This is a genomic window from Stenotrophomonas sp. STEN008 (genome assembly GCF_056760435.1).
This window is the reverse complement of record NZ_JBRRET010000010.1, coordinates 70251-81679: the sequence shown is the minus strand read 5'-3', so window position 1 is coordinate 81679 and position 11429 is coordinate 70251. Positions and strand designations below refer to the sequence as shown.

The 11429-nt window shown below is 68.5% G+C and carries 11 protein-coding genes and 1 tRNA gene; 1 reads left to right on the top strand and 11 read right to left on the bottom strand.

The features are described 5' to 3' along the window. Positions 1-10: 10 nt before the first annotated feature. The 4 genes from hemW to rph are packed head-to-tail and all read right to left on the bottom strand — an operon-like array spanning position 11 to position 2998. Entirely contained in the window at positions 11-1237 is a 1227-nt protein-coding gene (hemW, locus tag ACVOME_RS07455; protein WP_128988524.1) for a radical SAM family heme chaperone HemW, read from the bottom strand. A 56-nt stretch (positions 1238-1293) separates the two neighbouring features. Then, on the bottom strand, positions 1294-1890 hold the full coding sequence (gene rdgB, locus ACVOME_RS07450) for an RdgB/HAM1 family non-canonical purine NTP pyrophosphatase (RefSeq protein ID WP_005410891.1): 597 nt from the start codon (positions 1888-1890) through the stop codon (positions 1294-1296). Beyond that, positions 1887-2276: a VOC family protein gene (locus ACVOME_RS07445; protein WP_074899697.1), complete on the bottom strand. Its 390-nt coding sequence runs from the start codon at positions 2274-2276 to the stop codon at positions 1887-1889. The genes rdgB and ACVOME_RS07445 overlap by 4 nt, the downstream gene beginning before the upstream one ends. Further along, positions 2273-2998, bottom strand: coding sequence for a ribonuclease PH (gene rph, locus ACVOME_RS07440; RefSeq protein ID WP_053519465.1), 726 nt, complete (start codon positions 2996-2998; stop codon positions 2273-2275). The genes ACVOME_RS07445 and rph overlap by 4 nt, the downstream gene beginning before the upstream one ends. 123 nt (positions 2999-3121) lie before the next feature. Between rph and ACVOME_RS07435 the strand changes: the two genes are divergently transcribed. Beyond that, entirely contained in the window at positions 3122-3982 is an 861-nt protein-coding gene (locus ACVOME_RS07435) for a YicC/YloC family endoribonuclease (RefSeq protein WP_053519464.1), read from the top strand. 33 nt (positions 3983-4015) lie between these two features. On the opposite strand, the gene selD is transcribed toward ACVOME_RS07435, so the two are convergent. From selD to fdxH, 7 genes are all read right to left on the bottom strand, one after another. Next, positions 4016-5095, bottom strand: coding sequence for a selenide, water dikinase SelD (selD, locus tag ACVOME_RS07430; RefSeq protein ID WP_065181687.1), 1080 nt, complete (start codon positions 5093-5095; stop codon positions 4016-4018). A gap of 26 nt (positions 5096-5121) precedes the next feature. Then, positions 5122-5217, bottom strand: a tRNA-Sec gene (locus ACVOME_RS07425). Between the two features lie 24 nt (positions 5218-5241). Then, positions 5242-7173, bottom strand: coding sequence for a selenocysteine-specific translation elongation factor (gene selB / locus ACVOME_RS07420; RefSeq protein ID WP_346475427.1), 1932 nt, complete (start codon positions 7171-7173; stop codon positions 5242-5244). Continuing rightward, the gene (gene selA, locus ACVOME_RS07415; protein WP_065175729.1) at positions 7170-8594 is read right to left on the bottom strand and encodes an L-seryl-tRNA(Sec) selenium transferase; all 1425 of its coding nucleotides are present in this window, start codon (positions 8592-8594) and stop codon (positions 7170-7172) included. The genes selB and selA overlap by 4 nt, the downstream gene beginning before the upstream one ends. A gap of 4 nt (positions 8595-8598) precedes the next feature. Continuing rightward, positions 8599-9582 (bottom strand): formate dehydrogenase accessory protein FdhE, encoded by a 984-nt coding sequence (gene fdhE / locus ACVOME_RS07410; RefSeq protein WP_197600569.1) that lies wholly within the window; start codon positions 9580-9582, stop codon positions 8599-8601. Between the two features lie 281 nt (positions 9583-9863). Continuing rightward, positions 9864-10511, bottom strand: a complete 648-nt coding sequence (locus tag ACVOME_RS07405) for a formate dehydrogenase subunit gamma (RefSeq protein ID WP_053519460.1) — start codon at positions 10509-10511, stop codon at positions 9864-9866. Further along, positions 10508-11425, bottom strand: a complete 918-nt coding sequence (gene fdxH, locus ACVOME_RS07400; RefSeq protein WP_065175731.1) for a formate dehydrogenase subunit beta — start codon at positions 11423-11425, stop codon at positions 10508-10510. The genes ACVOME_RS07405 and fdxH overlap by 4 nt, the downstream gene beginning before the upstream one ends. Positions 11426-11429: the final 4 nt, after the last annotated feature.

Here is an 11429-nt window from a genome sequence, read left to right as displayed (position 1 = left end):
GCCGGGGCGCTCATTCGTCCAGGAACAGGCTCACCACATCATTGGTGAAACGGCGGCCCAGTTCGGTCGGGCGGACCTGGCCATCGGCCGTCTCCAGCCAGCCGCGCTGCACGGCCTCGGCCAGCGGTGCGTCGAGCACGCTGCGCGGCAGGCCGGTGCGCGATTCAAAATCACGCAGGCTGAAGCCCTCGTGCAGGCGCAGCAGGTTGAGCATGTACTCGAACGGAAGCCGCGCGGGCGTGATCACGTCATCGCCACCGAACGACGCCGGGGTGCCAGCGCTGTCCAGGTAGGCCTGCGGATGCTTGAGCTTCCAGCGCCGCAGCACGTGCTCTTCGGCGCCGGAACTGATCTTGCCGTGTGCACCGGCGCCGATGCCCAGGTAATCGCCGAAGCGCCAGTAGTTCAGATTGTGCGCGCTCTGCCGGCCGGGGCGCGCGTAGGCGCTGACCTCGTACTGGCCGAAGCCGGCCTGCGCCAGCAGCGCCTGGCAGTGTTCCTGCATGTCCCAGGCGTTGTCTTCATCGGGAATGCCCTGCGGTGGGCGCGCGAAGAACACCGTGTTCGGTTCCAGGGTCAGCTGGTAGTGCGAGATGTGCGCCGGCTGCAGTGCAAAGGCGCGCTCGAGGTCCGATTCGGCACCGGCCAGCGTCTGCTCGGGCAGTGCGTACATCAGGTCAATGTTGAAATTGTCGTACCCCGCATCCTGGGCCATCTTCACCGCACGCTCGGCTTCGCCACTGTCGTGGATGCGGCCCAGCCGCTTAAGCGCTTCGTCGTCGAAGCTCTGGATGCCGAAGCTCAGGCGGTTCACGCCAGCCGCGCGGTAGCGGTCGAAGCGGCCATGCTCGGCGGTGCCGGGATTGGTTTCCAGCGTGATCTCGGCGTTCGGCGCGAAGCGCAGGCGGGCGCTGGCCTGCTGCAGGAAGCGATCGATCGCCTCCGGCGGGAACAGGCTGGGCGTGCCACCGCCGAAGAACACGCTGTGCACCACCCGGCCCCAGACCAGCGGCAGGTCCTGGTCCAGGTCGCGCAGCAGTGCATCGATGTAGGCCTCGAACGGCAGCTCGCCCTTGGCTTGGTGCGAGTTGAAATCGCAGTACGGGCATTTGCGCACGCACCACGGCAGGTGCACGTACAACGACAGCGGCGGTGGCACCAGTCGCGGTGGGCTGTCGTGGTCAGCGGAGCAGGCTTCGCCGGGCAGGTGGTTGCAGTGGTCGTGGGCGTGCGGCATGGGCTTCATCGGTAGTGCCGGCCGTTGGCCGGCTTCCCTGGTTCGATCGGATGGCTTCAGTACAGCGTCGCCAGCTGCTGCTTGAGCTGCTGCAGGGCAATGGCACGGTGGCTGATGGCGTTCTTCAGGGCTGGCTCCATTTCCGCGGCGGTCAGGCCGTGGGTGGTGTCCAGGAATACCGGGTTGTAGCCAAAACCGTTCGTGCCACGCAGTTCGCGGATGATCTGCCCTTCCCAGCGGCCCTCGCAGATCAGCGGCTGCGGGTCGGTGGCGTGGCGCAGGAGCACGATCACCGCATAGAAGCGGGCGCTGCGCTGGCCATCGGGGATGTCGGCCATCGCGTCCAGCAGCTTGGCGTTGTTGGCGGCGGCATTGGTCGGGTGGCCGGCATAACGCGCGCTGTACAGGCCGGGTGCGCCACCGAGCGCATCGACGATCAGCCCCGAATCATCGGCCAGCGCCGGCAGGCCGGTCGCTTCGCAGGCCGCGCGCGCCTTCAGCAGCGCGTTCTCGACGAAGGTCAGGCCGGTCTCTTCTACGTCGCCCAGGCCCAGTTCGGCGGCCGAGGTGATCTGCAGCGGCAGGTCGGCAAGGATCTCCTGCATCTCCACCAGCTTGCCGGCGTTGTGGCTGGCCAGTACCAGTTTCTTCATTGACGGGGCTCCAGCAGGTCCCAGGTGTTGCCATACAGATCGCGGAACACCGCGACCGTTGCATAGGGTTCTTCGCGCGGCGATTCCAGGAACTCCACCCCGGCGGCCAGCATCGCCGCATGGTCGCGGTGGAAGTCGTCGGTGTTGAGGAAGAACGCAACGCGCCCACCGGTCTGGTTGCCGATGCGGCTGCGCTGTTCCTCGTCGCTGGCGCGCGCCAGCAGCAGGGCGGCGGCGCTGCCGTCTGTCGGTCCGACCACGACCCATCGCTTGTGGCCCTGGTCGATGTCCTCCAGCAGTGCGAAGCCGAGCTTGCCGGTATACCAGGCGATGGCCTCGTCATAGTCGGCCACCACCAGGGTGGTCAGGGCAAGGCGCCGGTTCATGCCGACAGCGCTGCCTGCTGTGCGGCCAGCAGTTCGTTCACGCCCTTTTCGGCCAGTCCCAGCAGCGCGTCCAGTTCATCGCGGCGGAAGGCATGGCCTTCGGCAGTGCCCTGCAGCTCGATGAAGCCACCGCCATCGTTCATCACCACGTTCATGTCGGTGTCGCAGTCGCTGTCTTCGGCGTAGTCCAGGTCCAGCACCGGAGTGCCGCGGTAAACGCCCACCGACACCGCTGCTACCGCACCCAGGATCGGGTTGCGCTTGATCTCGCCGCGCTTGATCAGCACGTTCACGGCGTCGACCAGGGCCACGTAGGCGCCGGTGATGGCCGCGGTGCGGGTGCCGCCGTCGGCCTGCAGCACGTCGCAGTCCAGGGTGATGGTGCGTTCGCCGAGGGCATTGCGGTCCACGCAGGCGCGCAGGCTGCGGCCGATCAGGCGCTGGATCTCCAGCGTGCGGCCGCCCTGCTTGCCACGCGCCGCTTCACGGTCGCTGCGGGTGTGGGTGGCGCGCGGCAGCATGCCGTACTCGGCGGTCACCCAGCCTTCGCCCTTGCCGCGCAGGAAGCCCGGAACCCGGTTCTCGACGCTGGCCGTGCACAGCACGCGGGTTTCACCGAAGCACACCAGTACCGAGCCTTCGGCGTGGCGGGTGAAGCCGCGTTGGATGACGACCGGGCGGAGCTGGTCGGGCTGGCGGCCACTGGGGCGGGAATCGGACATGATGCGGGTTCCGTAAGGGCGGGGAGTACGCCGCCATGCCCGCGACCTTCACGGGGCGGGCAGGGGGGCTCTGGTGAGGGCGCTAGGGTACCATTCCCCCTTTGCACGCACCGGACACATTCCATGATTCGAAGCATGACCGCCTACGCGGGTGGCGAGCGGGTCACCCCGTGGGGCACGCTGGGCTGCGAGCTGCGCTCGGTCAACCACCGCTTCCTGGAGGTCGGCACCCGCCTGCCTGAAGAGCTGCGGGCATTGGAGCCGCAGCTGCGCGAGCGCATCGCCGCGCGCCTGAGCCGCGGCAAGCTGGATCTGGTGCTGCGACTGCGTGCGCCGGACGCGGCGGGGAATCTGCAGGTCGATGAGGCCCTGCTGGGCCAGCTCGGGCATCTGGCCCACCGCCTGACGTCGGATTTTCCCAACCTGCAGGTGAGCTTCACCGATCTGCTGCAGCTGCCGGGCGTGACCCGGGGCGAGGCCACCGATGCGGCGGCCCTGCAGGTCGAGGCGCTGGCCTTGCTGGATCAGGTGCTGGACGGATTCGTCGAGGCCCGCGAGCGCGAGGGCGGCAAGCTCGCCGCGGCCATTGCCGAGCGCGTGGATGGCATCGAGCGCATCGCGGGTGACGTCCGCACGCTGATTCCCGCCATCCGTGATGGCCAGCGTGCCAAGCTGGCTGCGCGCCTGGCCGATCTGCCGCATCCGGTCGATCCCGGCCGCGCTGAGCAGGAGCTGGTGCTGTGGCTGCAGAAGCTGGATGTGGATGAGGAGCTGGACCGCCTGTCGAGCCACATCGTCGAGATCCGCCGCGTGCTCACGCAGCGCGAGCCGGTCGGCCGCCGCCTGGACTTCCTGCTGCAGGAGTTCAATCGTGAAGCCAACACGCTGGGCTCGAAGTCGGTGGACAGCCGCACGTCCAATGCCGCAGTCGAGCTGAAGGTGCTGATCGACCAGATCCGCGAGCAGGTGCAGAACATCGAGTGATGCTGCGGGGCGCCTTCGGGCGCCCTCATCGTTTCAGCGCACGCTGACGCCGGCGGGCCCCGCCAGCAGCTGGCCGATCACCGCGGCCTGGGCAAACCCGGCGCCGGCAAAAACGGCATTCACCGCATCCACGGCGTCCGCTGCGCAGGATACGAGCAGGCCGCCGCTGGTCTGCGGGTCGGTCAGCAGTGGCTGCCAGTGGGCGGCCACGCCTTCGGCGAAATGCACCTGGCCGCCATACGAGGCCCAGTTGCGGTTGGATGCGCCGGTAACGCAGCCACGTTGCAGCAGGTCCAGGGTCTGCGGCAGCAGAGGCACCTGTGTGCTGTCCACCTCGGCGGCGACCCCGCTGGCACGGCACACCTCCAGCAGATGGCCGAGCAGGCCGAAGCCGGTGACGTCGGTCATGGCATGCACGCCGTCCAGCGCGGCAAGGGGCAGGCCCACGCTGTTCAGGCGGGTGGTCGACTCGACCATCTGCCGGTAGCCCTCGGCATTCAGCACTTCTTTCTTCAGCGCCGACGAATACACGCCCACGCCCAATGGCTTGCCCAGCACCAGCACATCGCCGGCGCGGGCATCGGCATTGCGCTTGAGCCGCTGCGGATCCAGCACGCCGATCGCGGCCAGGCCATAGATCGGCTCCACCGAGTCGATGCTGTGGCCCCCGGCCACCACGATGCCGGCGTCGGCACAGGCACGTTCGCCGCCCTGCAGGATGCCGCGGATCGTGTCCTGTGGCAGCGTATTGATGGGCATGCCGACGATGGCCAGTGCGAACAGCGGCCGCGCGCCCATCGCATACAGGTCCGACAGCGCATTGGTGGCGGCGATGCGGCCGAAGTCGAACGGGTCATCGACGATCGGCATGAAAAAGTCGGTGGTGGCGACGATCGCCTGGCGATCATCAAGCCGGTAGACCGCGGCATCGTCACTGGTCTCGCGGCCGACCAGCAGTTCGGCCGGCGCAGGGAACGCCGGGGTGCCCCGCAGCAGTTCGGCCAGCACGCCGGGTGCGATCTTGCAGCCACAACCGCCGCCGTGGGCCAGCGAAGTCAATCGCTGCGGAGCCTCGGCCGACGGGGGGAGTGGGGACTGCACATGCGAGGCCATGCCGGCATCTCCTGCAGGAACACGAATGGCGGAAGGCAGCAGGAGTCGAACCTACCAGGGAGCGATCGACGCCCCCTGCTGGGTTTGAAGCCCAGCCGCATGCCCGGATGCGCATGCCTTCCGAAGGTACGGCGGTACCGGTGCAGTCATCCGTGGGCGGTGTTCCATTGCAGGTCGCCGCGCGGCCGATGCTGGTCACCGACGCGTCGAGTGTAGCCAACGCGATTGAAGAACTCCAAGATCTGGATGCTGCGCTTGCGGCCCAGGCCGATGGCATCGCGGAATGCTGCAGCATCCACCATGCCGGTTGCCTGTGACAGCCGGGCGACCGTTGCCGCCAGCGCGTCGATGCGGGCCGGTGCGTAGAACAGGTCCGGCACCACCTGGAACAGCTCGCCGCGCGCTGCGGCGCGACGCAGGACCGCACGCATCTCCTCCTCGGCGAAGCCGAGATCGGCCGCAAGCGTGCGCACCCAGGGCGGATCGAAACCACCGGCATCCAGACGCGGGAGCACGCGTTCGAGAAGCGCGCGCTCGCGTTCCGGCGGCGCATGGTCGTGGCCTGGCAGCCGCCACCACGCGCCCACGCGCTGCAACGCGCCATCGTCGAACAGGTCCTGCAGCAGCGCGTTCCAGAGACTGGTCGAGAGCGCGGGCAGGGTGCTGCGCTGCAGGCGCCCGCTGTCGACACCGGGCTCGTCCGGCCGTCGCTCGTGCCAGTCATGCAGCGAGCGGATCACCTGTTCGCGCAGCGCCTGCCAGTGCGAGGCGAGGATGATCACCGTGTCCTCGCGGGTGGCGATGCGCCGGGCATCTGCAGGGAGATCGATCTGTGCGGCCTCACGCCGGCAGTAGCGTTGCAGGGCGGCCAGCGCGATGCCGGCCGGTGCCTGCTGCAGCAGCGGCCCGACGCCGGCGCCGGCCGCGAGCTGTTCAAGGGCTGCCAACCACGCCCGGCGTGCCGGGCTGCGCCGACGTCGTTGCGGTGGATCGGGATCGAGCACGGTGCCGCCGCCCAGCGTATGCGCTGCAGCCGAATCGCGGGCGATGAAGCGGTCGCCGCACATCGCGCAGACCGGGGCATCGAACACCAGCTGCACCAGCTGGCCGTTGCCACTGTCTTCATCCTCCAGCAGCACCACATGGGCCTGCCGGTGCATCGTGCCCCAGTGGATGTGCAGCGGTGTCCAGTCGCGCAGGGGCCGCACCTGTGCCGCAAGGCGAAGGCGTACGTCGACCCGGGTGGTGGCCTGCAGCGCGCGCGGATCGGCGATCCAGTCGCCGCGGGTGATGCCGTCGCGGGCGATGGCGGCCAGGTTCAGGGCACAGCGCTGTCCCGCGGCAGCCTGTCCACTGGCCTGGTTCTGCGCATGGATGCTGCGGATGCGCACGTCGATGGCGGTCGGCATCAACTGCAGATGCGCGCCGACCGCGGCCACGCCGCCCTGTACCGCGCCGGTGACCAGTGTGCCGTGACCGGCCAGCGAGAACACGCGATCCACCGGCATGCGGAACAGCTCGCTGCGGCGCTGGGCCGTCCGGCGGCTGTCGTTAGCGGCGGCCCACGCATGCAGGTGGGCGCGCAGCGCATGGATGCCGGCATCCGCGCTGTCGGTGCTGTTGCAGGCGAATACTGCAGACCCCTGCAGCGGTGTGCCGGCCAGCAGGGCAACAATCTCCGCTTCTGCCTCGGCAATGCGCGCCGCATCCACACGGTCGATCTTGGTCAATGCCACTGCAGCGCGGTCCACACCCAGCAGCTGCAGGATCGACAGATGCTCACGGGTCTGCGGCATCACGCCGTCATCGGCGGCGATCACCAGCAGCGCCACATCGATGCCGGTGGCACCGGCCACCATCGTGTGCACGAAGCGCTCGTGACCCGGCACATCGACGAAGCCCAGCATCGCCGGAGGCCCCTCTGCGCGTGCGGCCTCCACCGGCACATAGGCATACCCCAGTTCTATGGAGATGCCGCGCGCGCGCTCTTCCTGCAGGCGATCGGTTTCGATGCCGGTCAGTGCCCGCACCAGGCTGGTCTTGCCATGGTCGATATGCCCGGCGGTACCGACGATCATGCCTGCAGCGCGCTCCACTGGGCGAGGAAAGCAGCCTCATCCCCGTACTCAAGCCCGCGCAGGTCAAGCCACAGCGCATCCTCGGCAATGCGCCCGAGCACCGGCCGTGGCAGGCCGCGCAGGCGCTTGGCCAGACGGTCCAACCCGGCAGCTGCAGCGACGCGGATGCGCAGGCCGGCGCTGGCCAGTTGCGCCTGTGGCTGCGCGCCACTGCCGACCTGGCTGTACATCGGCACCGCTTCAACCGCGTAATGCGCGGCCAGCGCCTGCTGCACGGAAGGCAGCAGGCGCTGTGCCTGCGCATGGATGTCTCCCTGTTCGCGGGACAGCGTGCGCAGGGTCGGCAGCCGCTGCGGCAGCAGTTCCGGTTCGCGGTACAGCGCCAGTACCGCTTCCAGCGCGGCCAGGCCCATCTTGTCCATGCGCAGGGCGCGCTTGAGCGGATTGCGGTTGATGCGTCCGATGAGGTCGGCGCGGCCGGCAATGATGCCGGCCTGCGGTCCACCGAGCAGCTTGTCGCCGCTGAACGAGACCAGGTCGGCGCCCGCCGCCAGCGCTTCCTGCACTGTAGGTTCGCGCGGCAGACCGTGGGCAGACAGGTCGCACAGGCTGCCACTGCCAAGGTCCACCGCCAGTGGCAGCCCGTGCCCGTGCGCGATCGATGCCATCCGTGCAGTGTCGACCTTGGCGGTGAAGCCGGTGATGGCGTAGTTGCTGGCGTGCACTTCCATCAGCAGCGCGGTGCGCGTGCCGATGGCGCTGTCGAAGTCGGCCGGATGGGTGCGGTTGGTGGTGCCCACTTCGCGCAGCCGCGCACCGGCGCTGCGCATTACATCGGGAATGCGGAAGGCGCCGCCGATTTCCACCAGTTCGCCCCGCGACACGACTACCTCGCGGCGATTGGCCAGGCTGTTGAGCAGCAACAGGACTGCTGCTGCGTTGTTGTTGACCACGGTCGCTGCTTCGGCGCCGGTCAGTTCGCAGACCAGTGCCCGCACGCGCGCATCGCGGTCGCCTCGACGGCCCAGGGCGATGTCGAATTCCAGATCCACCGGCGCCGTCATCGCGCGGGTTACTGCGCGTACCGCCGCGTCCGGCAACAGCGCGCGGCCGAGATTCGTATGCAGCACCGTGCCGGTGAGGTTGAATACCGGCTGCAGATCCAGGCGTGCATCGGCTGCCAGCGCCGACTGCAGGGCCGCGACCACGCCGGGTTCCGCGACGGCCCGCTGCAGCTGTTCCGGTGACAGCTGGCCGCAGCCGCTGCGCTCGCGCAACCCCTGCACGTGCTCGCGCAGCAGATGGGCGATGCGGCTGCGGCCGTGGTCCCTGATCAGCGTCGACAACGCCGGCAGGCGCAGCAGGCGGTCCAGCGAGGGCAGGGCGCTGGCCGGGGCGGTGGGGGCGTGCACGCGAGGCATCGGTTCAGTCGCCGTCGGACTGCCAGAGCAGCGGATTCTGGCTGGCGCGCATGTAGCCTTCCTCGCCCAGCAACAGATCCAGCGCCAGCGTGCCGAGGTCGTCGGCGACCGGCTCCAGCGCCGGATCCTTCTCCAGATACAGAATCTTGCGGTAGCTGTGGCAGTGATCGCAGGTCTCGGCGCGGATCGCGCCTTCACGCACCACCTCCCCTGCATCGCCGTCGACCTCGGCCAGCGCGCGATAGGCGATGTCCTTGCCGGCCGCGCCGCATTGGCTGCACTGCACGCGCACGTAGTGCCACTGGCAGGCGCACAGCGAGCACGACAGATAGCGGTAGGAGGCGTAGGGTGGGCGCGCCTGCACCACACTGGCCACCGGCAACGAGCCGCACAGCGGGCACAGCCCGGGTGCATCGGCAAGCGGTTTCAGGTCGGTGGGGCGGAAGCTGGCCGCGAGTACGGCCCAGTACACCTGCAGCGCGTTCATCACCAGCAGGGCAGCGACCGCGTCCAGCGACGGTGCGTCGTCGCGCTCCAGCACCGCATGCGCCTGTGCATCCAGCCAGGCGTCAGCGGCCGCGGCAACCCGTTGCAGTTCCTGTCGGGTCTCCGCAGGCAGCCCGGCTTCATCGGCGCAGTGCCGGCACAGCGCGCGCAACCAGTCGCGCCATCGGCCATCGAGCTGAAGTGTGTTGGCGGGCCGCAATGGCATGCCGGCGCTGGCCGCCGCGCTCGACTGCTGCGCGCGGGCCTGCGCCTGCAGCGCCTCGCGTTGGTGCGGCGTCAGTTCGTCCAGCAGCGCCTGTTGTGCATCGGCCAGTGCTGCCAGCAGCTGCAGGTAGCCACCGATGGCACTGCGTCCGGCCAGGCTGCGCAGCCGGTCCGCGCGTCCGCCGAACAGCGAGGCGGTATCCGGCAGGATGATGCGCGGGACATCACGCGAGGCCAGCGTCTCGATCTCACCGGGTTCAAGGATGCGTTGCGCCATGCGGGGCCAGCCGGAAGAACCAGCCTCCATCCTCGCTGTTGTCGACGCTGGCGTCCAGCGTGCTGCCAGCCACCTGAATGGTGGGGGTCAGATCCGTTTTCCAAAGGAAAAGGGATCTGACCCCATCGGTTGACCCCATCGGTTGTTGCCGTGTTCATCGTGTCGACCAAGGTCGACACCCACCAACAGCAGCGGGACCCGCCCCGCCATCCCTCAGGAAGCCCGCTTTTGACGTTGACGTTGACGTTGATCCGGCGGGTGCAGGGCCGCAGGCCCTGCCGTTACCCCTCTCCGCGCCGCCCGCGCAGGATGTCCCTGAACCACTGCCGATGGTGCTTGTAGGCCCACCCATAGGTCACCTTGCCCTGGGTCATCGCGCGCACCGAACCCTTGATCCAGATCGCGGCATAGATGTGCACCACGATGGCGCACACCAGTACCCAGCCGAACAGTGCGTGCACCAGCACCGAAAAACGGATCACGCCGATCGGGAACAGATGGCTGAAATACTGCCGCCAGATCACGAAGCCGGTCAGCAGCAACGCTGAAAGGCAGCCGATGATCGCCCAGAACAGCAGTTTCTGGCCGGCGTTGAAGCGGCCAACCGGTGGCAGTGTCTCATCCTCGTTGCGCAGCACTTCGCGCATGCCGCGCAGCCATGCGCGGTCGTCGGCGGTAGGCAGGTTGTCACGCCACATGCGGAAGGCGAGCAGGGCGAAGCCCACCACCATGGCCAGGCCGACGAAGGGATGCAGGATGCGTGTCCACGGCCCCCCACCGAACAGCGCCGTCAACGGGAACAGCGCAGGGTGGAACAGGGCCAGGCCGGACAGCGCGGTCAGCACGAAGCAGATCGCCACGATCCAGTGGTTGATGCGGGTCGGAGCGCGGTAGCGCACGATCTGGCGGGGGTGCGGGGCGTACTTCATGGCCGCTGCTCCTCTTCGATCTTCTTTGCTTCGTGCTCGGCCTGCTCTTCCTCCTCATCGTTGACCGTGTTGCGGCCGATGCCGATGTAGTGCAGGAAGCCCACGAAGGCTGTCGCGGCGATTGCCAGCACGCCCAGCGGCTTGGCCACCCCCTTCCAGACCTCGACCATGGGGCTGATGCGCGGGTCCTTGGGCAGGTCGGCGTACAGCTCGGGCTTGTCCACGTGCTGCAGCACGTACATCACGTGGGTGCCACCGACGCCCTGCGGGTCGTACAACCCGGCATTCCCGTAGCCGCGTGACTTCAGGTCCTCGACGCGGCCGGCGGCATGCTCGGTCATCGCCTGCTTGCTGCCGAACGTGATCGCCCCGGTCGGGCAGGTCTTCACGCACGCCGGCTCCTGGCCCACGGCCACGCGGTCCGAGCACAGCGTGCACTTGTAGGCCTTGTGGTCCTTCTTGGAGATCCGCGGCACGTCGAACGGGCAGCCGGTCACGCAGTAGCCGCAGCCGATGCAGTTCTCCTCCTGGAAATCGACGATGCCGTTGGCGTACTGGATGATCGCGCCCGGCGACGGGCAGGCTTTCAGGCAGCCCGGGTCGCTGCAGTGCATGCAGCCCTCCTTGCGGATCAGCCACTCCAGCTTGCCCTTCTCGTCCTCGTACTCGCGGAACTTCATGACCGTCCACGACTGGTCGCTCAGGTCCGGCGGGTTGTCATAGCTGCCGACGCAGCTGCCGACCTCGTCGCGCAGGTCGTTCCACTCCATGCAGGCGACCTGGCAGGCCTTGCAGCCGATGCACTTGCTCACGTCGATCAGTTTGGCGACCTGCCCGGTGTGGGCGCCGCGCGCCTGCGGCGAGGGCGTGGTGGTGGCCGAGCGGCGGATGATGTCCAGCGATTGCAGTGACATGGCG

Coding starts and splice junctions, on each gene's coding strand:
- hemW (WP_128988524.1), bottom strand. CDS start 1,237: ATGCCGCACGCCCACGACCACTGCAACCACCTGCCCGGCGAAGCCTGC.
- rdgB (WP_005410891.1), bottom strand. CDS start 1,890: ATGAAGAAACTGGTACTGGCCAGCCACAACGCCGGCAAGCTGGTGGAG.
- ACVOME_RS07445 (WP_074899697.1), bottom strand. CDS start 2,276: ATGAACCGGCGCCTTGCCCTGACCACCCTGGTGGTGGCCGACTATGAC.
- rph (WP_053519465.1), bottom strand. CDS start 2,998: ATGTCCGATTCCCGCCCCAGTGGCCGCCAGCCCGACCAGCTCCGCCCG.
- ACVOME_RS07435 (WP_053519464.1), top strand. CDS start 3,122: ATGATTCGAAGCATGACCGCCTACGCGGGTGGCGAGCGGGTCACCCCG.
- selD (WP_065181687.1), bottom strand. CDS start 5,095: ATGGCCTCGCATGTGCAGTCCCCACTCCCCCCGTCGGCCGAGGCTCCG.
- selB (WP_346475427.1), bottom strand. CDS start 7,173: ATGATCGTCGGTACCGCCGGGCATATCGACCATGGCAAGACCAGCCTG.
- selA (WP_065175729.1), bottom strand. CDS start 8,594: ATGCCTCGCGTGCACGCCCCCACCGCCCCGGCCAGCGCCCTGCCCTCG.
- fdhE (WP_197600569.1), bottom strand. CDS start 9,582: ATGGCGCAACGCATCCTTGAACCCGGTGAGATCGAGACGCTGGCCTCG.
- ACVOME_RS07405 (WP_053519460.1), bottom strand. CDS start 10,511: ATGAAGTACGCCCCGCACCCCCGCCAGATCGTGCGCTACCGCGCTCCG.
- fdxH (WP_065175731.1), bottom strand. CDS start 11,425: ATGTCACTGCAATCGCTGGACATCATCCGCCGCTCGGCCACCACCACG.